The sequence below is a fragment of the Lysinibacillus sp. FSL W8-0992 genome (assembly GCF_038008685.1).
Taxonomy (GTDB): domain Bacteria; phylum Bacillota; class Bacilli; order Bacillales_A; family Planococcaceae; genus Lysinibacillus.
In genome coordinates this window covers 4,392,242-4,417,779 of sequence record NZ_JBBOZQ010000001.1, presented here as the reverse complement: position 1 = coordinate 4,417,779, position 25,538 = coordinate 4,392,242, and the positions used below count along the sequence as shown (strand labels likewise).

Annotated in this window: 22 protein-coding genes and 1 riboswitch; of the genes, 15 read left to right on the top strand and 7 right to left on the bottom strand. The window is 37.8% G+C overall.

Annotated features, from left to right (window positions below; genetic code table 11):
* Window positions 1-59: 59 nt before the first annotated feature.
* The 12 genes from NSQ74_RS22000 (at window position 60) to NSQ74_RS21945 (ending at window position 15,964) form a co-directional block, all read left to right on the top strand.
* Window positions 60-704 carry a DUF2268 domain-containing putative Zn-dependent protease gene (locus NSQ74_RS22000; RefSeq protein WP_340826133.1) on the top strand — a complete coding sequence of 215 codons (645 nt, stop codon included), beginning with the start codon at window positions 60-62 and terminating at the stop codon, window positions 702-704.
* An 11-nt stretch (window positions 705-715) separates the two neighbouring features.
* Window positions 716-1,939 carry an MFS transporter gene (locus NSQ74_RS21995; protein WP_340826132.1) on the top strand — a complete coding sequence of 408 codons (1,224 nt, stop codon included), beginning with the start codon at window positions 716-718 and terminating at the stop codon, window positions 1,937-1,939.
* Window positions 1,940-2,288: 349 nt separating this feature from the next.
* Window positions 2,289-2,732 (top strand): cyclic-di-AMP-binding protein CbpB, encoded by a 444-nt coding sequence (cbpB, locus tag NSQ74_RS21990; RefSeq protein WP_340826130.1) that lies wholly within the window; start codon window positions 2,289-2,291, stop codon window positions 2,730-2,732.
* 67 nt (window positions 2,733-2,799) lie between these two features.
* The gene (locus NSQ74_RS21985) at window positions 2,800-3,687 is read left to right on the top strand and encodes a LysR family transcriptional regulator (RefSeq protein WP_340826530.1); all 888 of its coding nucleotides are present in this window, start codon (window positions 2,800-2,802) and stop codon (window positions 3,685-3,687) included.
* Between the two features lie 422 nt (window positions 3,688-4,109).
* Complete coding sequence (locus NSQ74_RS21980; RefSeq protein WP_340826128.1) at window positions 4,110-6,500, top strand: hypothetical protein; 2,391 nt, start codon at window positions 4,110-4,112, stop codon at window positions 6,498-6,500.
* Window positions 6,500-7,435, top strand: coding sequence for an ABC transporter ATP-binding protein (locus tag NSQ74_RS21975; RefSeq protein WP_340826126.1), 936 nt, complete (start codon window positions 6,500-6,502; stop codon window positions 7,433-7,435). The genes NSQ74_RS21980 and NSQ74_RS21975 overlap by 1 nt, the downstream gene beginning before the upstream one ends.
* Window positions 7,432-8,277, top strand: a complete 846-nt coding sequence (locus tag NSQ74_RS21970) for an ABC transporter permease (protein WP_340826125.1) — start codon at window positions 7,432-7,434, stop codon at window positions 8,275-8,277. The genes NSQ74_RS21975 and NSQ74_RS21970 overlap by 4 nt, the downstream gene beginning before the upstream one ends.
* 12 nt (window positions 8,278-8,289) lie before the next feature.
* Window positions 8,290-9,750 carry a hypothetical protein gene (locus tag NSQ74_RS21965; protein WP_340826123.1) on the top strand — a complete coding sequence of 487 codons (1,461 nt, stop codon included), beginning with the start codon at window positions 8,290-8,292 and terminating at the stop codon, window positions 9,748-9,750.
* 11 nt (window positions 9,751-9,761) lie between these two features.
* Complete coding sequence (locus NSQ74_RS21960; RefSeq protein ID WP_340826121.1) at window positions 9,762-10,757, top strand: AAA family ATPase; 996 nt, start codon at window positions 9,762-9,764, stop codon at window positions 10,755-10,757.
* Window positions 10,754-11,626, top strand: a complete 873-nt coding sequence (locus NSQ74_RS21955) for a DUF58 domain-containing protein (RefSeq protein WP_340826120.1) — start codon at window positions 10,754-10,756, stop codon at window positions 11,624-11,626. Before NSQ74_RS21960 ends, NSQ74_RS21955 begins: the two co-directional genes overlap by 4 nt.
* 11 nt (window positions 11,627-11,637) lie before the next feature.
* On the top strand, window positions 11,638-13,383 hold the full coding sequence (locus NSQ74_RS21950) for a vWA domain-containing protein (RefSeq protein ID WP_340826118.1): 1,746 nt from the start codon (window positions 11,638-11,640) through the stop codon (window positions 13,381-13,383).
* The gene (locus NSQ74_RS21945; protein ID WP_340826116.1) at window positions 13,367-15,964 is read left to right on the top strand and encodes a VWA domain-containing protein; all 2,598 of its coding nucleotides are present in this window, start codon (window positions 13,367-13,369) and stop codon (window positions 15,962-15,964) included. The genes NSQ74_RS21950 and NSQ74_RS21945 overlap by 17 nt, the downstream gene beginning before the upstream one ends.
* A 59-nt stretch (window positions 15,965-16,023) precedes the next feature.
* On the opposite strand, the gene thiW is transcribed toward NSQ74_RS21945, so the two are convergent.
* The 7 genes from thiW to NSQ74_RS21910 form a co-directional block, all read right to left on the bottom strand.
* Window positions 16,024-16,515 (bottom strand): energy coupling factor transporter S component ThiW, encoded by a 492-nt coding sequence (gene thiW / locus NSQ74_RS21940; protein WP_340826115.1) that lies wholly within the window; start codon window positions 16,513-16,515, stop codon window positions 16,024-16,026.
* 220 nt (window positions 16,516-16,735) lie between these two features.
* Window positions 16,736-16,843: riboswitch (TPP riboswitch) on the bottom strand.
* A gap of 55 nt (window positions 16,844-16,898) precedes the next feature.
* A complete protein-coding gene (locus tag NSQ74_RS21935) occupies window positions 16,899-18,095 on the bottom strand; it encodes an MFS transporter (protein ID WP_340826113.1) in 1,197 nt (398 codons plus the stop codon).
* A 401-nt stretch (window positions 18,096-18,496) separates the two neighbouring features.
* The gene (locus tag NSQ74_RS21930; RefSeq protein WP_340826112.1) at window positions 18,497-19,570 is read right to left on the bottom strand and encodes an ABC transporter substrate-binding protein; all 1,074 of its coding nucleotides are present in this window, start codon (window positions 19,568-19,570) and stop codon (window positions 18,497-18,499) included.
* Window positions 19,567-20,364 (bottom strand): ABC transporter permease, encoded by a 798-nt coding sequence (locus NSQ74_RS21925; protein ID WP_340826109.1) that lies wholly within the window; start codon window positions 20,362-20,364, stop codon window positions 19,567-19,569. Before NSQ74_RS21925 ends, NSQ74_RS21930 begins: the two co-directional genes overlap by 4 nt.
* Window positions 20,361-21,170: an ABC transporter permease gene (locus NSQ74_RS21920; protein ID WP_340826106.1), complete on the bottom strand. Its 810-nt coding sequence runs from the start codon at window positions 21,168-21,170 to the stop codon at window positions 20,361-20,363. The genes NSQ74_RS21925 and NSQ74_RS21920 overlap by 4 nt, the downstream gene beginning before the upstream one ends.
* The gene (locus NSQ74_RS21915; protein ID WP_340826105.1) at window positions 21,160-22,266 is read right to left on the bottom strand and encodes an ABC transporter ATP-binding protein; all 1,107 of its coding nucleotides are present in this window, start codon (window positions 22,264-22,266) and stop codon (window positions 21,160-21,162) included. The genes NSQ74_RS21920 and NSQ74_RS21915 overlap by 11 nt, the downstream gene beginning before the upstream one ends.
* Window positions 22,267-22,283: 17 nt before the next feature.
* On the bottom strand, window positions 22,284-22,826 hold the full coding sequence (locus tag NSQ74_RS21910) for a helix-turn-helix domain-containing protein (RefSeq protein WP_340826103.1): 543 nt from the start codon (window positions 22,824-22,826) through the stop codon (window positions 22,284-22,286).
* Window positions 22,827-23,230: 404 nt separating this feature from the next.
* On the opposite strand from NSQ74_RS21910, the gene NSQ74_RS21905 reads away from it, so the two are divergent.
* The 3 genes from NSQ74_RS21905 (at window position 23,231) to NSQ74_RS21895 (ending at window position 25,403) form a co-directional block, all read left to right on the top strand.
* On the top strand, window positions 23,231-23,773 hold the full coding sequence (locus NSQ74_RS21905) for a peroxiredoxin (protein WP_340826101.1): 543 nt from the start codon (window positions 23,231-23,233) through the stop codon (window positions 23,771-23,773).
* Between the two features lie 234 nt (window positions 23,774-24,007).
* Window positions 24,008-24,460: a TlpA family protein disulfide reductase gene (locus NSQ74_RS21900; RefSeq protein WP_340826099.1), complete on the top strand. Its 453-nt coding sequence runs from the start codon at window positions 24,008-24,010 to the stop codon at window positions 24,458-24,460.
* A gap of 280 nt (window positions 24,461-24,740) precedes the next feature.
* Window positions 24,741-25,403 (top strand): potassium channel family protein, encoded by a 663-nt coding sequence (locus tag NSQ74_RS21895; protein WP_024362220.1) that lies wholly within the window; start codon window positions 24,741-24,743, stop codon window positions 25,401-25,403.
* Window positions 25,404-25,538 lie beyond the last annotated feature (135 nt).

Genomic DNA, 25,538 nt, shown 5'->3' with positions numbered 1-25,538 from the left:
TTGTTATATTTAGCTCAGCTTTAGATATCAATCAATTAATACAAACTGGTTTTAGTCAAATGATGCATGATAAAAAGGAAAACTTATACGATAATATCGAACATGAAGTGGCGACTTATATAAAGTCAGCTAGTAATCAATTAATGGAAGTTCCTACGAATGTGTTTCTTCTGCCGTTAATTACGACGGATGTATTTTATTTAGAAAAAATGAACGGAATTTTAGCACATACAGATGGGACCTCAAATATTTTTATATATTTAAATGTTGATAAAAGGGTGGATTCAAAATTTATTCAAAGTATTTCCTTCCATGAATACCAGCATGTTGTTCGCAATACAATCGTCAAAAAGAAAGAACCAAAAACTTTACTAGATGTAATGATAGATGAGGGTTGTTCAGAATTATTTGTGGAAGATGCTCTTGGTAAAGACTATGTTGGGGAATGGGCAACGTCGTTAAGTAACAATGAAATAAATCTGTATCTAGAACGTTTTAAGCATAAGCTTTCTTTAACGAAAGCGGATGATATTCAAAAATTTATGTATGGTAATACGTTAGAATACCCATTGTGGTTAGGTTATTCGATGGGATATTTCATTGTTAATAACTTTAGGAAGAAAGAGCCACAAATAAAATTCGAACATTTAATACGACTTAATCCTTATCAAATTTATTATAACGCTACTAGTATAGATAGGTGATTAACATTAAAATGAATACAATTTCGTATATATGGAGAAAGTATCCAGATTTTAAAAGATTACAAATGTCCTCAATTTTTACTGGATTAGGATCATGGATTTCGTTTATAGGGATGCTTGTGCTATTAGATAAAATAACACAAAATGGGATACAGTTAGGATTATTATGGTCAATAAGTGGACTTGCACCTATTCTATTTAGCTTATTTACTGGCGTTTTTGTAGATAGGGTGAATATTAGGAAGTTAATAGTTTTTGCTGATTTTTTAAATGCAATATTATTTCTAGTTTATATATTTATTCCACAATTCGATATGAACATATCTTGGGTATTATTTTTTGTTATTCGATTCATAATTGGAATATCAAATTCGTTCTCTTCTATCGCCTCTCAAAAAGTAGTGAAAAATATCGTCAATGGAGAAGATTTAGTTATTGCTAACTCTTTAAGCTATACGATTACAAGTGTTATAAGACTTACAGGAGCCTCAATCGGGGGACTAGTGATTTCGTTTTTTCCTCTAGAGATAGCATGGATTATCGCCTCATTCCTATATTTAATATCAGCAGTTAATATTTATTTATGTAACTGGAAGCATAGTGAGAAAATAAAATCAGAAAAGAATTTTAAAGAAGAATTTATAACGGGTTTAAAAGCTGTTCAGCAAAATAAATTAGTGGGGATCGTATTAATTTCTGCATTAACAATGGGAATAATTATTGGAACCTTTAATTTAATGCTTCAGCAATATGTTACGAATATATATAAAATGCAAAATTATGGGATTAGCATGTTGTATTGCGCTGAAGGTTTAATTGCAATTATTGTTGGGTATAAAATAGCTCAGAAGAAATTTATGCTAAGCAATAAAATTAAATACAGCTTTATTTATGGATTGATTGGATTAGGATGGATACTTTTCGGTTTTACTAATGGTATATATGAAGGCATACTTGCACTAATTATCTTTTCAATCGGCGCAGCTATATTAGCCCCATTTGAAAGATACATTATGCAGACACAGGTTCCAGAAGCATTACAGGGGAGAGTCTTTGGCTTGTGGAATACCGTTACATTGGCTGCAATACAAATTGGTGCGTTATTTACTGGAATCATTATAGAAGGCTTAGGTATCAGATTTGTCCCAATCATAAGTGGTACTCTTGAAATACTAACAGGTATCGTATTTTTTATTATTTTTAGTGCCAGGCACACAAACAATTCTGACAATTAAAAGTAACGGCAACAAAATGTCCTTTCCATATGCGAATACATTGTATAAAGCTGAGGATGAATTTTGTATATGGAAAGAGTATTAAAACGAATCAAAGATATTTTAGCATTACATACATAAATAGATATTACAGTGAAGATGCATTATCTATGTAAATGAGGAGAATATAAAAATATTCCTCCTAATATGCTTTGAACAGAAGAAGGTGTTAATGGGAAATGCCCATAATATGCATTGTTTATAAAAAACTCTTCTTGACCTTGTCGTGGTCATATTCGGAAACATTGTGATATGATAAAAGAGAAGGATCCTGTTCTGCAAAGCAAGGACAGAAAAGGAGAAGAATTTCATGATTTCAACTAACAGCAAAGACTTATTAGCAATGCCAATTAGTGATTTTATTATTTCATCCGAAAAGGTCGCGCATGTACAAATTGGTAATAGTGCTGAGCATGCACTCCTTGTTCTAACACGTACGGGGTACTCATCAATACCTGTATTAGATATGAAATATCGACTTCAAGGTTTACTGAGCATGAAAATGATTACCGAATCCATTCTAGGTCTCGAACATATTGAATATGAAAAATTACCAGATATTAAAGTCGATACAATAATGGAGAAAAATATAGCCGTATTAAAGATGACGGATACATTCCAACGCGCTTTAGATTTGGTTATTAACCATGCATTTTTATGTGTTATAGATGAAGATGGTACATTTACAGGAATTTTAACAAGACGCGTTATTTTAAAGCAGTTGAAAAAATATATCTATCAAAAAGAAAAGTAGTGTAAGAGGGAGCTCAGATGAAAATCATGAGGTCCCCCTTTACTTGTATTGGAGGTTTAGGTAATTGATGGCAACAGAAGCGGAAATTTTGAAAGTTTTAGCTGAGGAACGCAATATGCGTAAGGCAGCGGAGCGGTTGTTTTTATCGCAGCCTGCACTTTCACAACGGTTGCAATCGATTGAAAAAGATTGGGGTGCACAGCTTTTTATTCGTTCACAAAAAGGACTAACAGCAACACCTGCAGGGGAGCACGTCATTGCCTATGCAACAGACATGCTTACTAAAAAAGAAGAAATCTTTGAAATGATTCAATCCTTAACGACAAAAGTTAATGGGACACTAAAAATTGCTTGTGCTTCGATTGTAGGGCAAAACTGGTTGCCCCAAATATTAAAGGACTTTGTGACAAAATATCCAGAAGCTAAAATATCACTTATGACTGGCTGGAGTTCAGAAATTGTCAAAGCTTTATATGAAGGAGAGGCTCATGTCGGAATTGTGCGTGGTCAGGTCGATTGGAAAGGAGAAAAGATTCATCTTTTCCGAGATACACTGTACTTAGTCGACCAAGAATTAAAAACGATTGAAGATGTGTTAACGACTGATCGCCCATTTATTCAATTCAAAAGTGATTCGAATTATTACCAGGAAATACAGCAATGGTGGCAACAGCATTTTGCTTCAAATCCAAGAAGACAAATTTTAGTGGACCAAATTGAAATATGTAAGCAGATGGCGTTAAATGGCATAGGTTATGCTATCTTACCGTCAATCACATTAAATGAGCATGATAATATTAATAAAATCGCACTAACAAACGATGAAAAAGAATTCGGTTTAACGCGAGATACATGGTTAATTGGCTATGAGTCTTCTTTTGAATTACGACAAGTTGAGGCATTTGTAGAAGTCGTGCAAGATCATGCGCGATGTCTGTTTGACTATACAAAGTAAATATCCCGATGCTAAAAGAGGCTGGGACAAAAGAGAAAAAGTGTTAGATTGACTGCCGTCAAACTAACACTTTTTTGCTGTGCTTATTATAAAGGAGAACATACATATTCTTTCATTTGGCATAGATAAAATTCAATTAGTTGATGGTAGCGGAGGCGGTGACTCCTGATGGAACGCACGCAGCGTAAGAAGCGGGCATTCCGCGCGTTAGCGAGCGTTGCGGCTTACGGTGTGCCGCGGAAAGCAACCGCCATAGCGGACTACAACGGGTAGCAAAAATAGGCCCAGCCTCTATTTATATTTCTCCCTAAATCTTAAGAGTTTATGAATATTCATGAAGATATCATAAGAAATGGAACAAAATGCCCGATAAAACGTATAATTATGTAATCATCTAAAAGTAAGAAAAAGGGGTTGAGCTTTTGAAAAAAATAAATATTACAGTACTAATACTATTATTAATGCTTGTTGTAGGTTATGCTCTGCCTGTCTCCGAGGCGAGCGCAGCACCTACTTTAGAGGTACAAGCTAAGGCAGGGATTTCAGGAAAGGCTAAATATCAATCAGTTACACCATTGCAAGTAACGGTAAAAAATAATGGTGCTGACTTTTCGGGAGATATGGCCATTAATACCTTTAATTCTTATCAGGCTGCATCAGCACTAGTCGTTCCAATCGATATAGCAGCTGGTGAAGAAAAAACATTTACATTATATTTAGACAGCTTAGCTGACTACGGATATTCCGATGCCGATTTATTTGCCTTTTATGAGGGCGATATTGAAAAAGGAAAAAAGGTCGCTTATAAAGGAACAAAACGTTTGCAGGCTAATTTTTTAGAAGCAAATTCAACATTTATTTATACGCTAACAGATAAAAGTGACCGATTATCGGCATATTTGCGATTATCACAATTTGTACCATCAAATAGTGTTGAAATTTTTAATTTAAATCAACTAAAGGATTATACATTACCTGAAGTTGCACAAGGCTTTGAGATGGCGAATATCATTGCAGTAGATGAGATAGCCATTGCTGATTTATCACCTAAACAACAGGAAGCATTATTAAAATGGGTACAAGATGGCGGTACATTATTACTTGGAGGCGCTGAGCAAATCAATGCAACAGCGGGCGTTTTTAAAGACTATTTACCACTTTCATTATCCCAACAAATGACAAGTGTCTCAGCAGATAGCTTAACAAAATTATCTGGAGGCGGTATTTTCACACAAGCAATACCGGTATATTCAGCAACAGAAAACGAAGGAAGTGTCCCAGTATTAAAGGACAATAATATTATTCTAGCAGCTAAGAAACAGGTTGGTAGTGGAGAAATTGTGCAAACAACGTTTTCATTAGGAGATCAGCCTTTAGCATCGATGGATGGTTATGCGGCATTAACGGCGAAAATGCTAGATATTCAAACAATGTCTCAACAAACAACGATGCAAGGTCAATCAACGATGGATCAGCTTTCTTATGAGCTAGGTAGTATTAATGAGTTATTCCCATCATTTGAAGTGTCTGTTACTTATATGCTCATCGTCATTATTCTTTATATTTTAGTAATTGGTCCAATCCTTTACTTTGTTCTAAAGAAAATGGATAAACGTGAGCATGCTTGGTGGGTAGTTCCTGCTATTTCTGTTGTCCTATCGATTGCGCTATTTATTTTTGGTGCAAAAGATCGTATTGTACAGCCACAAGTACAACAATCGGCATTTTTTAAAGTAAATGAAGATAGTAGCGTAAATGGCTATTATGTTGAATCGATTTTAACAAATCGAAGTGGTAATTTTGTTGTGAATGCAGATAAGGCTACGACTGCACTAGCATTCCGTAATAACTATAATCTCTCCGGTGCAGCGGGTTCATTACATGAATCATCGTATATTAAGGAGCACGCAAATGGTTCGACATTAACATTACGTGATTTAAGCTATTGGTCTGTACAATCTTTTGGAGGAAAAACTGCAGCTCAAAATATTGGCAAAATGGATGTTGATATTACATTAAAAGACGAAAAGCTTTCAGGAACAGTTAAAAATAACTTCCCGTTTGCTCTAAAGGATGTCACTGTAATATCGGGCACGAAAGAAGTGAAGCTTGGTGATATTGAACCAAATGCCACACTAACGGTGGATAAAGAAATGAAAACAACGGTTCTTCAAAAGCCTTCAAACTTTAATAATTATAATTATGATAATCCAAAGTCGAAGGAAGAGGTTGACCCAATACGTATTGAACGCATGAAATCTCAGGCACTTCAATTAGTAGAAAATGAAAAACAACCAGTCATTACAGCTTGGGCAGAGCAAGCGATTGTTGGCGTAGAACTTGAAACAAGCGTCAAGATGTCGCCTATTTCTTATTTTGTACAGCCATTCGATGGAAAAGTTGAAATGTCCGGTCCATTTACAATGAAACGCAACAACTTTTCATATAATTTGAACCCACAATCATCAAATGCCTTTTTTGATAAAATAGATGAACAGTTGAATACTTGGTACTTGTCAGACGGCTTATACGAATTATCGATAGAGATGCCAGACAATTTTATGAGCTTCGTTCAATCTTTAAATGAGCTCACAATTTCTAATAAAGATGTTAAACGTATGCAGCTTTCGATTTGGAATAATACAACGAATGCCTATGAGCCATTAGTGGATACAAAGCAGGTGTTTACAAAAGATATTACTCAGTATTTCAATGAAAAGGGTGAACTGCTTTTGGAAATTAAATTTGGACCAGATCAAACTGGAGAGCAGACAAAATTACCTGAAATAGAGCTGAAAGGAGTGGCGAAGTAATGATTGAGATTCGTGATTTAACAAAAAAGTATGGCTCCTTCATAGCACTAGATCATTTAAATCTATCATTGGAGGAAGGGGTAGTGTTTGGTTTTGTAGGTGCCAATGGTGCTGGGAAATCGACAACATTTTCGATTTTAGCAACATTGCTTTCCCCAACTTCAGGCGATGCATTGATTAACGGAAAAAGTGTCATTAAGGAACCAAAAGAAGTGCGTAAACAAATAGGCTATATGCCAGATTTCTTCGGTGTATACGACCAACTAAAGGTAGATGAATATTTAGACTTTTATGGTGCGAGCTATGGCATTGGAACGCAGGACCGTAAAGTGCTGATACCACAGTTACTAGAGCTCGTTAATTTAACTAATAAACGTTTTGAATATGTAGATTTACTATCAAGAGGAATGAAGCAGCGTCTATGTTTAGCAAGAGCCCTCATCCATGATCCAAAGGTATTAATCTTGGATGAACCTGCTTCAGGATTAGATCCACGTGCGCGAGTAGAAATGCGTGATATTTTACGCAATTTAAAATCCATGGGAAAAACCATTTTAATTTCCTCGCATATTTTGCCAGAGCTAGCTGAAATGTGCGATGAAATTGGCGTTATTGATAATGGTAAACTGATTGCCCATGGCAATGTTGCTACTATTCAAGCTCAGTTACAAGGGGAAAAGCGCATTGTCATTAAGGTTTCGGATTGTTTAAATGAAGTACGTGCATTTTTGGAAGAAGATCCACTTATTTCTTCAATAGATGTGATGGACAATCGATTGGAAATTGCCTTTAATTACCGTGGAACGGACAGTGAACAAATCATGTTACTGAAAAAGGCAATGCTTGCGGATTTACCAATTTATGCATTGAGTGAAGAAGAAAAAGATTTAGAGGATGTCTTTATGGCGATTACGAAGGGAGCGGACAATCAATGATGGAAAGGTTTTATAACCCTGTACTTGTAAAAGAATTGAAGTTACGCTTCCGTTCTTTTAAAAGCTTTTCAGGTTTAATGTTTTATCTAGCAGTGATTTGTATTTTTATCGCAGGCTTTTTACTGCTGACGACTGAATTTACCGGCAAAGGCTTCTTCAGACCCGACACAAGCTTTATGATGTTTGCAGTACTGACAATTTTACAAATGGCACTCGTTCTTTTCATTACACCGAGTTTAACTGCTGGGGCAATTAGTAGTGAACGAGAAAAGCAAACGTTAAATATTTTACTAACAACTACACAAAGCTCAACACAAATTATCATTGGTAAATTATTGTCATCCGTAGCGTTTTTAGTATTAATGTTAATCGCAGGGCTACCGTTGTACAGTTTAGTATTTTTATTTGGTGGGGTATCACCTTCACAACTTATTTCAATCTTTTTATTTTACTTATTAACAGTTGTTGCAATTGGCAGTATTGGTGTTATGTTTTCAACTATTACGAAGAAAACAATTGTCGCAATGATAGCTACGTACGGTTCAATCATTTTTTTAGGTGGAATTACGGCGTTTTTCTTCTTCCTATCGATGGCATTCCATCAAATGGGCAATACGATTGCAACAAGTTCTTCATTTATGACATATTTTTGGGCATCTATTAATCCAGGTGCTTTAATGCTTACACTTATTTCTCCATCTATGGGAGACGCGTTAACCGAGCTTAGCGGAGTGAAGTTCCCAGTATGGATTACCTATTTAGTAGTTTATATTTTAATTATCGTGTTAAGTTTATCGATTGCGATTAAAAAATTACGTGCCAATATGAAGAGTAATCGATGAGGAGGAAACAGCATGGAGCGTCGACAGCAATTACGAAAATTTATTCAGCGTGCAAAAAACAGTTTAACATTTGAGAAAAGTCTACCAATTGCACAGTACGGGTTGTTTTTAGCATTGCTTTCGAGTGCTTTGCTCGTCCTTGTATCAAGATTGTTTGTTTGGCCATATTATCGTCAAATTGCGCTTGCTACCTTTATTATTGGCATACTTGCTACAGTTGTTTTAATGTGGTGGCGACGTGTTAAAGAGAAGGAAGCATTGCATGCGTTGGATTATTACTTCGCTCATAATGAATTAGTAACAGCATTGTCATTTAAAGATGACAAAGATCCACTCGTGCAATCTTTACTTGCAAAAGCTGTCCAAAAGTCGGAAAATGCCTTTGCTGAATTTAAAGCTCGAAAGAAAAATTTGTTTCGAACTCAAGCCTTCGTCGGCCTTTTTGTGACAGCTGTCGTATTAGCAGTACTTTATATGTTCCCAGCGGCAACACAAATTGAAGCGATTGAAGTTGAAAAAGAAAAGGCTGTTATTGAGGACATTAAAAAAGAAGTTGCCAAGTTAGAGAAAAAAGCAGAGACAAAAGAAGTGAAAGAGCAGTTAAAGGAATTACAAAATACATTAAAAGAAACACAAACTGCCGAAGAAGCATTACGTGAAGTTGTGAAAAAGCAGAAGGAATTAGCTCTAAAAGAACAGCAATTAAAAGATAAGCAGACTGCGAGTAAAGAAGGTGCTGCAGACAATAACAATGACGCTTTATCAAAAGAGGAAATCGCACAGTTGAAAGAGCTTGCTCAGATGCAGCAACAGCTTACACAAAGTGCGAATACAACGCAAACTGCGATGAGCAATTTAGGGAAACCAGCAAGCAATACATTACAAAATGCTATTGCTAGTGCTAATAGTACAAATAATAACAAGCAGAGCAATTCAAACTCGAATCAACATTCTTCAGGTAACGCACAGCCGAGCAGTCAACAAGGGCAATCGGGACAGCAAGGACAAAATAATTCCCAAAATGGTTCCCAGCAAGCAACAGGCAACGGGCAATCACAAGGCAACCAGCAAGGCCAAGGCCAAGGACAGGGCCAAGGACAAGGACAAGGACAAGGACAAGGACAAGGACAGGGTCAAGGGCAAGGTCAAGGTCAAGGTCAAGGTCAAGGAAGTGGCTCAGGTTCTGGTTTAGGAAATGGTGCGGGGAGCGGTCAAGGCAGCCGAAACTTATTAACTACACCTAGAATTGGTGGATCTAATGAAACGACTGTCGATGGCGGGCAATTAGGCGACGGTTCGCATGTATCTGAGCAACAAGGAAATGGACCGATTACGAAAGGTTCTATCCGACCGTATGAAGAAGTAATTGGCTCATATAAAGACAGCTATTTAGAAAGCTCAGAGCGTTTACAATTGCCGAAAGATTTACAACAAGTCGTGCAATCATATTTCACGACTATTGAGCAGCAGTAGGAGGAGAAAACATGGCATTTACAGAACAACAGTATGTCGAAATGGGTACGAAATTACAACAAGTAAAAGATGAAATTCATCGTTTTATTGTTGGACAAGAAGAAGCAATTGATTACACATTATATGCAGTCCTTGCAGACGGTCATGCGCTGTTAGAAGGGCTTCCTGGATTAGGGAAAACGATGCTCATTCGTACAATCTCTGAAGTGCTCGATTTATCTTTTTCACGTATTCAATTCACGCCGGATTTAATGCCTGCTGATATTACAGGAACAAGCATGATTGAGCGCACAGCAGATGGCAGACAGCAGTTTGCATTCCAGCCAGGGCCAATTTTTAGTCAAATGGTATTGGCAGATGAAATTAACCGCGCAACACCAAAAACGCAAAGTGCCTTGCTTGAAGCAATGGGGGAAAAAACGGTTACGATTTTAGGGGATACGAAGAAAATGGCAAAACCATTTTTTGTCCTAGCTACACAAAACCCAATTGAAATGGAAGGTACATATCCGTTGCCTGAGGCGCAAATGGACCGTTTCCTTTGTAAAATTCTCGTTCCATATCCAGAGAAAAGTGAGCTTATGGAAATTATGAAGCGGACAACAGGTGCGCAGGAAGTAAGCTTACAAAAAGTTTTGGATACAGATGGACTAATTATGGCGCAGCAAATGGTTAAGGAAGTGATGATTGCTGATGAGATGCTTGAGTTTGCAGCAGATCTTGTTGTGGCAACACACCCTGAAAGCGCAGATACTATCGATGAAGTAAGGCACTATGTTATGTATGGCAGTGGACCTCGTGGCTTGCAAAGCTTAATTAAGTTAGCGAAAGCTAGAGCTTTAATGAGTGGACGCTTTCATGTGTCTGTTGGGGATATTAAGTCAGTGGCGAAGCCCGTATTACGTCACCGAATGCTGCTGAATTATGAAGGGGAGGCTTCAGGTAAAACAGCAGATGATGTGATAGACGTTATTTTAGAAAAAGTACAGCAAGGCGTAAGTCGATGACAAAAAACATATTGCCCGAAGATTGGTTAGCGAAAATAAGTCGTTTCCAAGTGGCGACTGCCTCCAAAATGCGCGGCCAGCATAAAGGCTCGCATCGTTCGCAGCGCTTCGGGGCATCCCTTGATTTCTCTGATTTCCGCGAATATCATTTAGGTGATGATGTGCGACAAGTAGATTGGAACGTCTATGCAAGAACCGATAAATATTTTATTAAACGTTTTTTAGATGAGCAAGAAATGAGAGTGCATATTTTATTAGATGCAACAAAATCAATGGGCGATCAAGCAAAATGGACGTTTGCGCGGCAAATCGTTGCTTCACTTGGATTAATGGTACTTGGGCGTGATGACCGTTTATCGTTTGCTTATGTGCAGGATGACGTGAAGCCACCGTTTCGTCGTAAAGGTGCAATGTATCGTCGTGCCTTTTTGCAAGTTGTAACAGAAATTGAACAAGCAACTTATACAGCAGGCTTTGCACAGGGAGCATTAAAGGCTTTACCAAAGGATAGTACTGTGCTATTCATCGTGACTGATGGGCTTGAACCTATTGAGGAATGGGAGCAGTTATTGAAAAGATTACCCCGTTTTGCAGGAGATGTCCGCATTTTACAAATCGTTACTGAGGAGGAGCTATCCCCTCATTATGCAGGAGATGTGCGTTTACTCGACCGTGAAACAGGGCGTGATGTAAATGTCACGATGTCATCAAAAGTACTAAATACGTATGAGGCAAGACGTCGCCTTCACGAAGAAGAGTTTGAAACCATTTGCCGTCGCTTTGGCGTGCGTAAACTGCAACTCAAGGTGGAGGACGGGTTGCAACATGCAATCTTTCAGCAATTATTAAAAGCACATTGGATTAGGTGAGGTGAGCCGTTTTGGGCTTTAGTCAAATTATTTTTAGCTGGACGGCCATCATCCCGGTCATTGTCCTGCTCTATTATTTCTTCCGAAAAAAATATACCGATCAACCGGTGTCCTCAACACTTTTTTGGTCTGAAATTATGCAAGAAACTCGGGTTTCTCCATATTTAAAGCATTTACAAAAAAATGCGTTGCTCTATTTGCAATTGCTAGCATTGCTCCTATTAGTGCTAGCACTGATGAATCCGTATGTGAAAAAAAGCACTATTGCGGGTGCGCAGACGATTTTTATCGTTGATACGTCCGCTACAATGCTAGCCGGTAAAGAGCAATCTACATTTGATGCACATAAAAAAGAAATGCAATCATTAGTGAAGCAACTTGACGGACGACCTGTTACATTAATAACAACGGGCAATACGCCACAAGCAGTACTACAGCAGGAAACTAATGTGAAAAATATTGAAAAAGCGATTCAAGATTTACATGTAACGTATGAAACTGCGCAAATGAATAAGGCGCTTGACGTCGCACAAGCGTTTGTTGGTGATACGCAAACATCGATTTACGTCTTTACAGATTCACTCGATAAAAAACAATTGCCAATGGAGAAAGATTCAGTGAAATGGCTCGTATATGGTGCTGAAAAGGGATTAACAAATGTTGCAATTACACGCTTTGCGGCAACGACAGACGGTAAATCTACGATGGCGTTAGTACAACTACAAAACGATACCGACCAGAAGCATGAGCTGACAATTACACTTCAAAATAATCAAGGTGAAGTGATAATGGACGAGAAAATATCTTTATCAGCGAATGAAGCTACGACTAAAACATTTAAAGATTTACCTTTAATGGATACTATAACAGCGAACATTGATGTGAAAGATGATTATGCAGTGGATAATACACAATCGGTTGTGCTTCAAACTGCAACAGCGAATATCGTTGTCGACCAAAGCATGCATCAACTTATTCAAAAGGGCTTTCAATCTATTAATAATAATGTAAAGATTGTACCGTCATTACAACTAGCGGATAACCAAAATGCTACCATCGTAACAAATCAAACGTCATTACTTCAAAAAATACAAAGACCGTTAGTATTAATTGGACGTGATGATGTAGAAAAAAAGGAAATTAATGGTGAGGTAAAAACAACGAGCGATGCTTTATTTGCATTTAGTGAGTTAAATGATATTTATGTAAGTGCTCTGTATCCTGCTTTTGATGGCTATAAAACAATTGCCACAGTAGGTGATAAACCATTTATTCAACGATCACCACAAGGGGATATTATCGTTCTAGCTGATATTGCAGATACGGATTGGCCATTATATCCTTCGTTCCCGTTATTTTTATGGAGTGCGGAACAACAATTATCTGAATCAGTAGGATCTCTTGGCATTTTCGCACCAAATGAGCAACGTTCAGTTGCGTTAGCACAAGGAGATTGGAGTGTCTATTCTCAGGACGATGAATTTTTATCGTCAATCACTAACGGTTTATTAACTGCACCGATGCAGCCAGGTATTTACATGGCTCGCTCAAGTAGTGAAGAAAAACGTCTTATCGTGCAACTACAGGCACCTGAACGTGTGATAGAAGAAGGGACGAGCTATACGCTTGGAGAGCTTCAGCAAAATGGCAAAGAAGAAGTATCAAAGGCTTCATTTGTCCCTTGGTTAATACTCATTATTTTATGTTTGCTTGTAGCAGAGTGGGAGGTGCAACGACGTCGTGGATTTACGAATTGATACGCCATTAGCCTTATTGTTATTAGTGCCATTGTTTATGTACTTTGGGTGGACTTATTGGCAAGAGCGTATGCGCCTGAAAAAAAGTCATCTTGTTGTAATGAGCATTCGTGTAATAGCAATCGGTTGTTTGGTCTTTGCACTCGCAGCGCCCTATATTTTATTACCAGTAAAGGACGAGCAAGTATTATATTTAGTTGACCGTTCTGCTTCGATGAATAACACAGAAGCGGAAATGACTAGTTTTATAGAGGAAAGTTTGAAATCGAAAAAGGATGAACAACTTGCAGGGATTTACTCTTTTTCATCAACTCTCCAAACAGAAGCGATTTTATCGAAATCATTAAAGGAAGTTCCCAAATTTACTGAAGTCAAAGGAACAGACCAAACGAATATTGAGCAAAGTCTTCAACTTGCTACAGGTATTGTCGATCCTAAAAAGGCAACAAGACTTGTTTTACTAACAGATGCCAATGAGACACAAGGGAGCGCACTAGATTTTGCAACGAAGCTAAAGGGCTCCAATATTAGTGTAGATGTCATTCCATTTCATCAAAGTGTGACGAATGATGTGTCGCTAAAAAGCTTTGTCACACCACAAGTAGCTTACGTAGGTGAACAGCAGCAGCTTGTTACGGAAGTAAATGCTACAGCTGCAGGACAAGGTGAACTATTACTGTACGAAAATGACAAACTCATTCATCGCGAGTCTGTAGAACTTGCACAAGGTTCAAATGTTTTCACATATAAACATACGGCAACTGCAGAGGGGCTTGTAAAATATGAGGCACACGTGCAAGTTGGACAAGATGCTATTTTTGAAAATAATAAATTAACAAGTATTACAATGGTGCAAAGTGAGCCACATTTACTCATTGTTAATGGCTACGATACGACATCACCAATTGCTGCAGCGCTAGGGGCGAATTCAATCTCCTATGATGTGATAGATGCAGCAAGCTTACCAAATGAACTTTCTAGCTATTTGCAATATAACGCTATAATTTTTGATAATGTACCTGGACACTTAGTCGGTGAAGCGAAGATGGGCGTTATTGAGCAGGCAGTCAAAAACTTTGGTGTTGGCTTTACAATGGTCGGCGGTGAAAATAGCTTCGGCTTGGGTGGCTATTTTAAAACGCCGATTGAAACATTATTACCTGTTGAGATGGAGATAAAGGGTAAAGAGCAATTGCCATCGCTAGGACTTGTCATCGTACTTGACCGTTCAGGAAGTATGTATGGCTCAAAATTAGAGCTAGCGAAAGAAGCGGCCGCACGATCAGTTGAAATGTTACGCGATGAGGATACGCTTGGGTTTATTGCCTTTGATGATCGACCTTGGGAAATCATTGAAACTGGACCGCTTGGTAATAAAGAGGAAGCAGTCGATACGATTTTATCGGTAACTCCAGGTGGTGGTACGGAAATATATAGTTCACTTGCAGCGGCATATGATAGTTTGGCAGATTTAAAATTGCAGAGGAAGCATATTATTTTATTAACTGATGGACAGTCGCAATCAGGCAATTATGAGGATTTAATTGAAAATGGTAAGGAACAAGGGATTACACTTTCTACAGTGGCGATTGGACAAGATGCAGATGGCAACTTACTACAGTCATTAAGTGAAATGGGTAGTGGTCGTTTCTATGATGTCATTGATGAACAAACAATTCCTTCAATTTTATCACGTGAGACAGCAATGATTTCCCGTACTTATATAGAAGACAATCCATTTTACCCTACAATTTATAATGCAGCTGGATGGAATGCACTCTTTGCAAATGGTGTGCCACAAATGAATGCATATATTGGTACGACAGCGAAGCAGGGAGCTGCTGTGATTGCCGAAAGCGAGAAGGAAGACCCTGTATTGGCTCAATGGCAATATGGACTTGGTAAAACTTTCGCTTTCACATCAGATTCGACAGGGAAATGGGCTGGTGACTGGGCAAGATGGCAAGGATGGGGATCATTTTGGCAAACAATTATTTCGCAAATGCTACCAAGTTATAATGATGTAGCCTATGATGTACGTCTTGATACAGATGGCTCATTTATCATTACGGACCCGACAAATGAAGCTGCCTTTTTAGATATTGTCGCTGTTGATGAATCTGGCGAGGAGCTTGATTTGCAGCTTGAAACGATTTCTGCTTCGCAAGTACGTGCAGTTGTCCAAGCTAAACCAGGGTTGATTTTTTTCCGTATTGCTGACGAAGAACAGGCGATTTACCAGGCTGGACTAAGCGTACCGTACAGTGCAGAATATGAATTACGTCCTGTGAATGATACACTTGTCGAGCAACTAACGAAGCAAACTGGTGGCTCTGTCTTGAAAGAACCGCAAGATGTGTTCCGTAAGTTCACTAACAAAGGAGCAGAGCGCCAAAATATTGCAACATGGTTATTATTAACGGGGATGCTATTATTCTTCGTAGATATTACGATTCGACGCTTTGGCTGGAGCTTCATAACAAGGCATAAACAAAAAGAAAAGTCTGTAGAAGAAGCAACTGTACAGTCGGAAGACACGAACGTTGCACAGTTATTAAAAGGGATGAAAAAACGCTCTTAATTTAAAAAACGATGGCACATTGCTAAAAGCGTGTGCTATCGTTTTTTTTATAAACATAGCTACTTCGTAATAAGAAGATGCGATGCGGTTTTCTTTAGACTGCTAGCAATCATAATACCAAGAAATGCCCCAATTAAACTAGATGTAAAAAATGCAGGCATAAAAAATAATGCTCCTACGGACGTTCCCATTAATAACTGCGCATATGGTACAGCGACTAATGAGGCAAGGATACCAGTGCCAAATACTTCACCTACACCAGCTAGCCAGTTGTTGCGACTGTATTTATAAGCAAAGGCTGCACATGCCGCACCGATGACGCTACCAGGAATCGCTAAAAGAGAGCCTGTGCCTGTTAAGATACGAATCAATGATGTAACTATAGCAACGACGATGGAAGGCATAGGACCTAATAGAATGGCACAGATGACGTTGATCGCATGTTGTACAGGATAAGCACGTGCAATGCCAGTTGGAATGGAGACAAAAATAGAGCCTGCTACTGCAATAGCTACTAATAAAGCCATCGTAGTTAGTTTTCGAATAGACATGATAGATACTCCTTTTAGTTTTGTGCGATGAATCGCCGAAAGAACCCAGTGAACCGCCGGTAAAATGTGAGAAATCGCCGATAGAACTTCCGAAATCGCCGATTAAACCGGACAAATCGCCGGTAGACCTCGCAAAATCGCCGATAGCACTGTCTAATGAATACAAAAAAGCCGCTTCCTTGTCACGAAAGGAAGCGGCCTTGCATTTTAAATTACACGAAAGCAAGCGTCGCCACTTCCCTCCGCTAGTGTGAACTAGATCAGGTTCAAAGGGTCCGTATATGAGCATATACGTCTCAGCCTTGTAAAGACTCCCCTAGTGGTGTTAAACGATTTAATTTTTCGATAATAAATGTACCATATTACAAATAATTGTCAATGGACTAATTTATATCAGGCTGCATAAGATGCGGCGCCTTTTTCAATGTCCAAATAAGCGCTAGTAAGAAGCATGTCATTAAAATAATTGCCCCAAATATATACGGACTGTTCATATTCCAATCGAATAAAAGACCCGCAAGTGCAGGACCAATCATATTTCCAAGGCTCATATAGGCATTGGTAAGTCCAGCGGCTAAACCTTGTTCATTGCCAGCAAGTTTAGAAATCAGTGTGTTGACGGCTGGGCGAATCAGTGTTGTTGCCGTTGAGAAAATCGTTGCGACAACTAAAATAAGTGCGAAGCCAGAAACAAATAATATTAGGAAAATAGCTACAGCAGCAATAAATAAATTGACTAATACAACTTTCATTTCCCCATAGCGTTTAAAGAGTGGTGTTATGATGAACATTTGCACAACAACACCAAATGCGCCACCGACAGTTAAAATGATCGCAATATCGGTAGGTGTGTAGTTAAATTTGTCTGTCACAAATAATGATAATGTCGTTTGGAAATTGGCGATGCCGAACGAGAACACTAGCATAATAACCAACATAACAAAGTATGGCATTTGGACTGAACGTGCCATCTGCCTCACGAGATTGTCTTGCTTTTGTGCTTTCTGAGCTGCACTTGGTTTTGTAGAAGGTAATAACAACAATGAAAGGATAGAGGCAATAATAGCAGCTCCTCCGGCCATAAAAAATGGGAAATGCAAACTAACTTTAGATAGGAATCCACCAATACCTGGTCCAATCATAAAACCAAGAGACATAGCGGCACCTAACATGCCCATTCCTTTACCTCGTTCTTCATACGTTGTGATATCTGCTACAAACGCCATAATTGGAGGTGCTACAAAGGCAGAACCTAAACCTCCTAAGAATCGAGCAACAAAAAGCATCCATACGTCTGTAGATAGCCCGAACGAAATTTGCCCAATACCAGTTACAATCAGACCAAAAATAATCAAATTTTTTCGACCATATCGATCCGAAAGATTCCCAGCAATTGGAGAAAAAATGAATTGTGCAAAGGCGAACGTTGCAATTAACATGCCAAGAACTTGTCCTGCTGCACCAAATATATGTAAGTACTTTGGCATAACAGGAATAATAATTCCGATACTCCCCATTGCGATAAACATATTAAACATTAAAATATACAAAGCCGCCTTGTTAGACTTCTGCTGGGTCATCGAATACCCCCCTTTTTTCTATTGAAACATTACTCCAGTCTATCATAAAGAAATATTGCTTGGCTATTGGATTATAGTCGTAGATGAATGACCTGGTGATTGGAACAGAGATATTGTTTTTTCCTATGAATAATACCGCTGATTTCCGCTACGGTCGGTCGCTTTCTGCGGGTATACTGTAAGCTGCAACCCTCGCTGGCGCGCGGCCTTTTGCGGCTTACGTGTTGTGCGTTCCCGCAGGAGTCGCCGCCCTCCGCTCCAATTAACTGAACATATCGGAAGTGAAATTCTCTATTAGAACTATCAAAAGAAAAAATGACAAAAGACACCAAGTATTTGAACTTTTGATGCCTTTTGTCGACTCTTTGAGAGAGAAAAATATTGTTTTTTCTCTTTAGTATTTATCGAATACTCATTTTAAATTCTAAAAACAATTCATTGTATTTGCCTAAATATTCTGGACCAAGGTTTTTATATACTTCTAATTTTTTGCGTTGCTCCTCGGAAGGGTAGAAGCGCTCATCAGTTACAACTTCTTTATCCATTAAGTTCATCGCTGCAATATTAGGTGTAGAATAGCCTACATAATCAGCATTTTGAGCACCAGATTCCGCTTTCAACATAAAGTTAATAAAAGCATGTGCACCATCAACATTTTTTGAAGTTTTCGGGATAACCATATTGTCAAACCATAAGTTTGAGCCTTCTTCTGGAACAGCAAAGTCTAAGTCTTCATTTTCAAATAACATATCTGCTGCTTGACCAGACCATGTGAGAGCGACAGCCGCTTCGTTATTAATCATTAAAGGTGTAATTTCATCACCGATGATTGCTTTAACGTTTGGTGCGAGTGTAATTAGTTTATTTGTAGCCTGACGTAACTCATGGTCATCTAACGAGTTAAGGGAATGACCAAGACTATTTAAGCCCATGCCAATAACTTCACGTGCACCATCTACTAAAAAGACTTTACGTTTTAACGATGGGTCCCATAAATCTTCCCAAGAAGAGAAATCTAAGTCACCGACCAAATCTGGATTATAGACAATACCTACTGTGCCCCAGAAATAAGGAACAGAGTATTCATTGTTATCATCAAATGGTAAATCGAGAAAATACGGATCGATATTTTTAAAATTAGGTATTTTCGTTTTATCTAACGGAAGTAGTAAGTTTTCTTCCTTCATTTTTTCAATCATATATTCAGACGGCACTGCAATATCGTAAGCCGTACCACCTTGTTTAATTTTCGTCATCATTGCCTCATTGGAGTCAAATGTTTCGTAAATAACATGGATACCCGTTTCTTTTTCGAATTGCTTTAGCAAATCAGGGTCGATATATTCTCCCCAGTTAAAAATCGTTAATGTATCTTTACCACTTTTACCACCGTTCGCACTCATTGCGTCAGCAGCGTACATTAAAAGGGCGGAAACGACAAGAATAGCGATAGTAGCTTGAATTAAAGATTTCATTGTTGTCCCCCCGTTCTTTTACTTGTACGGCTTGTAAAGAAATAATAGCCGACTACAACTAATATAGTTACGAAGAATACTAAACCAGAAATTGCGTTAACCGTTAAAGAAATACCTGCACGAGCCATCGAGTAAATTTCAACAGATAATGTACTAAAGCCATTTCCTGTTACGAAAAATGTTACGGCAAAGTCATCCAATGAATAAGTTAAAGCGAGAAAGAAACCTGCAAAAATACCAGGTTGGATATACGGTAAAATAACGCGCATCATGACATCTTTTTTTGAAGCGCCAAGATCTAAAGCTGCATCAATTAACGACTTATTCATCTCTAGCAATTTCGGTAAAACCATAAGTACTACAATAGGAACACTAAACGCTACATGGGCTAATAATACCGAAGCAAAGCCTAGTTTAATGCCAACCATTGTAAATAATATTAAAAAGCTTGCGCCGATAATAACATCTGGACTAACGATTAACACATTATTTAAAGAAAGTAGGGTATTGCGCATTTTCGAATCTTTTACCGTAACAATACCAATTGCTCCTAATGTGCCAATAATTGTCGAGATAAGGGCAGAAAGCAGTGCAACAATTACCGTATTAATTAAAATAACGAGTAGTCTTGAATCCTCGAAAACTGCCTTGTAATGGTCCAATGTAAAGGATTGGAAGTTAGTCATGGAATCCCCACTATTGAATGAGTAAAAGACTAAGTAAAATATAGGTGCATACAGGACGATAAAAACAATCGCTAAATACACTTTTGCAGATGTTGAGAGTTTGCTCATCGTACGCGACCTCCTTTATCCTTTTGACCTGTAATAAGCATAATAATCACCATGAATAAAATTAAAAATACGGCAATCGTTGAACCCATGCCCCAGTTTTGCGTCACAAGGAATTGCTGTTCAATTGCTGTACCCAGAGTAATGACACGATTCCCTGCAATTAAGCGAGTAATCATGAATAGTGATAAAGCTGGAATAAATACAACTTGAATCCCTGATTTAACGCCATCCATCGTCAATGGTAATACGACGCGACGGAACGTTGTAAAAGCAGATGCACCTAGGTCGCGGGCTGCGTATATAAGCGTTGGATTTAGACGATCCAATGAGTTGAAAATTGGTAAAATCATAAATGGTATAAAAATATAAACAGATACAAAGACAAAGCTAATATCTGTGAATAGCATTTGCTTCGGATCAAAGCCGAATACTTCAATCGCTGCGTTAATCGGACCATATAAACCAAAAATCCCTATAAATGCGTATGTTTTTAACAATAAATTAATCCAAGACGGAATAATAATGAGCAACAGCCATAGCTGCTTGTGCTTTGTTTTTGTTAAAAAATAAGCTGTTGGGTATGAAATAAGCAGTGTAAAGAATGTTATTAAAAACGCATACCAAAACGAACTAAGTGTCATTTTTAAATAGACAGAAGAGAAAAATGATTTGTAGTTATTAAGCGTAAAATTGCCATGTAAATCTAGTAGGGAGTAGTAAACAACGAGAGCAATCGGCGCAATAACAAAAAGTGCAATCCATAAAACATATGGAAATAACGCTGATTTCGAAGTTTTAGTTTGCATCTTCGTCATCTCCATAGGATTCTAGACGTTTATCGAACTCTTCCTCAGTTTCATTTAAGCGCATTACATGAATGGCTTCTGGATCAAAGTCTAATCCTATTTCTGCCCCTACTTCAGCTTTTTTCAATGAATGTACAAGCCACTCATTACCTGCCTTGTCATATGTGGAAAGCTCATAATGTACACCACGGAATAATTGTGTATCTACCTTAACAATTAATTTTCCTTTGTCGACTGTTGTAATTTCTAAATCCTCTGGACGAATGACAATATCGATTTTCTCATTTGGTTTCATCCCTTGGTCAACACACTCAAACACTTTACCAGCAAATTCAACTGTAAAATCTTCTATCATAACACCGTTAACAATGTTTGATTCTCCGATAAAGTCGGCAACAAAACGGTTAATTGGTTCATCATAAATATCTACTGGTGTACCTGATTGTTGAATTTGACCTTCACTCAGTACAAATATTTCATCACTCATGGCTAGAGCTTCCTCTTGGTCATGTGTAACAAATACAAAAGTTTTACCAAGTCTTTGTTGTAATTCACGTAGTTCATACTGCATTTCAGTACGAAGTTTTAAGTCTAGTGCAGAAAGAGGCTCATCAAGTAAAATTACCTCTGGATCATTCACAATGGCACGAGCGATTGCCACTCGTTGACGTTGCCCACCTGACATTTCAGAAATTTCACGATTGCCGTAACCTGCTAAATTGACAAATTTAAGCGCTTCTGACACACGTTCTTTAATGTTGCTTTCAGGAAGCTTTTTAATGCGTAGTCCAAATGCCACGTTTTCAAAAACGTTTAAATGTGGAAATAACGCATAATCTTGAAATACTGTGTTAACTTGGCGTTCATTTGCTGGAACAGTATTAATTTTTTTATCGTGGAAGAATACATCACCTGTAGTAGGCTCTGTGAAACCAGCTATGATACGTAAAATAGTTGTTTTACCGCAACCAGAAGGACCAAGTAACGTATAAAACTTACCTTTTTCAAGCTCTAAGTTAATATTTTGTAGGACGACTGTACCGTCACTATATGATTTTGAAACATTTTCAAAGCGGATAATTGAATTTGTTGTCATTGAAGCGCCTCCTTAAGCTATAAATAAGAATCAGTTGCGACGAGTAAAATTTTCGTCTCATCGTCATGTGCATTAAAAATTTGATGATGATCGGATGCGTCAAAATAGAGCGCATTACCTTCACTAGCTATATATTGTTCATTCCCTAAAACGAGACGAATACGCCCTTTGACAATATAAATAAACGTTTCTGATAGAGATGGTTCGAATTGTTTAAATTCTCCATCAGCAGCAAGTGTCAAAAAGATGGGCTCCATTTCTTTCTCATTTGAGGTAGGAATGAGCCATTGAATTTCATATTTTTTTTCTTCATCTGTATAGGTCGATTGATCTTCCTCAGTGTAGACAACTTTTTGTTCTGGTGCATCATCATCAAAAAATTCCTTAGGCGTCGATCCTAAAACTTCTAATAATGAAAAAAGCGTTTCAATAGAAGGCGAATTCAAATCTCGCTCCAGTTGTGAAATATAGCCTTTACTTAAATCAGTACGTTCTCCAAGCTCTTCTTGGGTAAGACCTTTTTTCAAACGAAGTGCTTTAATTTTTCCTCCAATTTGCATCCTTTCCCTCCTAGAAGAAGTTTAGCAATCATAAACTTTTAGAAAATGAAGTTTACTTTAACGAAACTTTTAGTTTACTAAAAACATTACTATTATACATAATAATAAAAAATTTGCAATCGTTTTAGATGAAAAAAAGTACAAGAAATTTATAGAAAAAATGCATATAAATTTTCGTGCATATTTTTGGATTTTTCCAGAATAAATTTGCGGAAATTAGCAAATAACTAATGTGTAGACATGATTATTTTTTGGGTATTTGACAAATATTTGTCAATGCATATGCGACGATTAGCGTGGCGAAGTGAACTTCGTTGAAAAACTGTGCTTTCTTTGCTATCGTAGAAGACGGTTCGCATGTGCGAATAGAATATAAAACTACATATTATTCGGAGGGATTTATAATGGCAGAACGCATGGTAGGTAAACAAGCCCCAGATTTCACAATGGAAGCAGTACTTGCAGACAAATCTTTTGGTAATGTATCTTTAGAAGAAATTAAAGCACAAGACAAATGGACTGTATTATTCTTCTACCCAATGGACTTCACTTTTGTATGTCCAACAGAAATTACTGCAATGAGCGATCGTTATGACGAGTTTGAAGACTTAGATGCAGAAGTAATCGGTGTATCAACTGATACAATCCACACACACTTAGCTTGGATTAACACAGATCGCACTCAAAACGGGCTTGGCGATTTAAAATATCCATTAGCAGCAGATACTAACCATGCTATTTCGAAAGAATATGGTGTTTTAATTGAAGAAGAAGGTATCGCACTACGTGGCTTATTTATTATTAATCCAGAAGGCGAACTAAAATATCAAACAGTATTTGATAATAACATTGGCCGTGATGTAGATGAAACTTTACGTGTACTACAAGCTTTACAAACTGGTGGTCTTTGCCCAGCAAACTGGCGCCCAGGTCAAGCAACACTTTAATTTGATTTAGCAAAAGTCCACTACCTATATAAGTACGGGATGAATGTTAGCTAATTCAGTGGGGGTTCACCCCAACTGAATGAAGCGGATGTCACAGATTTTATGAGGTGATTTTCGAGCGTGCTCGAAAAAAATCTGGACGCAATTACGCCAAGACGTGATTGATGCATAAAATAAATAATGGGTCCCCACGATACGCTTGTGGGGATATTTTTTTCTAGGGAGGATTTTTTTATGAAACTTCGTGAACAAATGCCTGAACTTGTAGGCGCAACAACGTGGTTAAATGGTGAAGTAACAAAAGCAGAGCTAGTTGGCGAAAAACCAACATTAATCCACTTCTGGTCAGTTAGCTGTCATTTATGTAAAGAAGCAATGCCAGATGTGAATAATTTCCGTGATCAATATAAAGATGAACTAAATGTTATCGCAGTGCATATGCCTCGTTCTGAAGCAGATACTGATTTAGAGACAATTAAAGCTGTTGCGGCAGAGCATGATATTACGCAACCAATTTTTGTTGATAGTGAAATGAAGCTAACAGATGCATTTGAAAATCAATACGTTCCAGCGTACTTTGTTTTCGATAAAGATGGTCAGCTTCGTCATATGCAAGCTGGTGGAAGTGGCATGAAGATGCTAGAAAAGCGTGTAAATCGAGTTCTTGATGAAATGCGTAACGCATAATTTTAATATTTGAAAGACGAGGATGTTCAAATCCTCGTCTTTTTTTATCTTGCTGTAACAGACCTTCTAGTATGTAGGAACTGGCGAATGGTAAGAGGGCTTTTCGAGCAAGTTCAAAAAAAGTTAAGCTGAGGCGTAAATAATTAGTAGTTGTATGATAGAATGTCGAAAGTTATAGATAGAATATATAAAATGGGGAATCGTATCCTGTTTTGACGATACATATGAGTAAATATAAGTTAAAATAAAGTAATTGTAGTTTTCGGAGGGATTTTTAATGATGAAAAAAGAATTTGCTGTCATTGGACTTGGACGTTTTGGGGGAAGCATTGTTCGTGAACTAATGAGTCAAGGAGCGCAAGTTATGGCGATAGATCATTCATCTGAACGGGTGGATGAATTTGCTGCGATTGCTACTCAGGCCGTTATTGCAGATTCAACAGATGAATCGGTATTAAATTCACTAGGCATTCGTAATTTTGAACATGTTATTGTCGCGATAGGCGAAGATATTCAGGCTAGTATTTTAACGACAATTATTTTAAAAGAAATAGGTGTTCAGCAAATTACAGTAAAGGCTCAAAATGACTATCATGAAAAAGTGTTAAGAAAAATTGGGGCAGACTTTGTTGTGCATCCTGAGCGTGATATGGGTATTCGTATTGCCAATAATATGCTGTCTAATACGGTACTCGATTATTTAGAGCTTTCAGATGAACACTCAATCATGGAGCTAAAAGCAAATGATGCCATTGCAGGCTACTCGATTATGGATTTAGATATTCGAGCAAAATATGGCATTAACATTGTAGGGATAAAGCGAGGATCGGATATTATTGTATCCCCACAAGCGAGTGACAAAATCTTACTTGGGGATATTATGCTTCTTATAGGTGCAGATGTAGATATAAATCGTTTTGTGAAAAAAGCGATGAAAGAATAAATGGGTGCCAGGCACTCAAACAATTTCACATTGTGCTGTGCGAAAACATCCGCCTGCATCCGAAATCAACGGCAGTTATATTTAATATGCACAATCCCTAAAAGGGTATTAAGAAGTTTGTTCGAATTTTAAACT

Excerpts from the sequence above, each read along its gene's own strand:
- NSQ74_RS21930 (WP_340826112.1), bottom strand. The coding sequence starts at position 19,570 with ATGAAATCTTTAATTCAAGCTACTATCGCTATTCTTGTCGTTTCCGCC.
- NSQ74_RS21920 (WP_340826106.1), bottom strand. The coding sequence starts at position 21,170 with ATGCAAACTAAAACTTCGAAATCAGCGTTATTTCCATATGTTTTATGG.
- NSQ74_RS21965 (WP_340826123.1), top strand. The coding sequence starts at position 8,290 with ATGGAGCGTCGACAGCAATTACGAAAATTTATTCAGCGTGCAAAAAAC.
- NSQ74_RS21960 (WP_340826121.1), top strand. The coding sequence starts at position 9,762 with ATGGCATTTACAGAACAACAGTATGTCGAAATGGGTACGAAATTACAA.
- NSQ74_RS21910 (WP_340826103.1), bottom strand. The coding sequence starts at position 22,826 with ATGCAAATTGGAGGAAAAATTAAAGCACTTCGTTTGAAAAAAGGTCTT.
- NSQ74_RS21955 (WP_340826120.1), top strand. The coding sequence starts at position 10,754 with ATGACAAAAAACATATTGCCCGAAGATTGGTTAGCGAAAATAAGTCGT.
- NSQ74_RS21970 (WP_340826125.1), top strand. The coding sequence starts at position 7,432 with ATGATGGAAAGGTTTTATAACCCTGTACTTGTAAAAGAATTGAAGTTA.
- NSQ74_RS21995 (WP_340826132.1), top strand. The coding sequence starts at position 716 with ATGAATACAATTTCGTATATATGGAGAAAGTATCCAGATTTTAAAAGA.
- cbpB (WP_340826130.1), top strand. The coding sequence starts at position 2,289 with ATGATTTCAACTAACAGCAAAGACTTATTAGCAATGCCAATTAGTGAT.
- NSQ74_RS21915 (WP_340826105.1), bottom strand. The coding sequence starts at position 22,266 with ATGACAACAAATTCAATTATCCGCTTTGAAAATGTTTCAAAATCATAT.
- NSQ74_RS21925 (WP_340826109.1), bottom strand. The coding sequence starts at position 20,364 with ATGAGCAAACTCTCAACATCTGCAAAAGTGTATTTAGCGATTGTTTTT.
- NSQ74_RS22000 (WP_340826133.1), top strand. The coding sequence starts at position 60 with ATGATGCATGATAAAAAGGAAAACTTATACGATAATATCGAACATGAA.
- NSQ74_RS21895 (WP_024362220.1), top strand. The coding sequence starts at position 24,741 with ATGAAAAAAGAATTTGCTGTCATTGGACTTGGACGTTTTGGGGGAAGC.
- NSQ74_RS21900 (WP_340826099.1), top strand. The coding sequence starts at position 24,008 with ATGAAACTTCGTGAACAAATGCCTGAACTTGTAGGCGCAACAACGTGG.
- thiW (WP_340826115.1), bottom strand. The coding sequence starts at position 16,515 with ATGTCTATTCGAAAACTAACTACGATGGCTTTATTAGTAGCTATTGCA.
- NSQ74_RS21935 (WP_340826113.1), bottom strand. The coding sequence starts at position 18,095 with ATGACCCAGCAGAAGTCTAACAAGGCGGCTTTGTATATTTTAATGTTT.
- NSQ74_RS21975 (WP_340826126.1), top strand. The coding sequence starts at position 6,500 with ATGATTGAGATTCGTGATTTAACAAAAAAGTATGGCTCCTTCATAGCA.
- NSQ74_RS21985 (WP_340826530.1), top strand. The coding sequence starts at position 2,800 with ATGGCAACAGAAGCGGAAATTTTGAAAGTTTTAGCTGAGGAACGCAAT.
- NSQ74_RS21905 (WP_340826101.1), top strand. The coding sequence starts at position 23,231 with ATGGCAGAACGCATGGTAGGTAAACAAGCCCCAGATTTCACAATGGAA.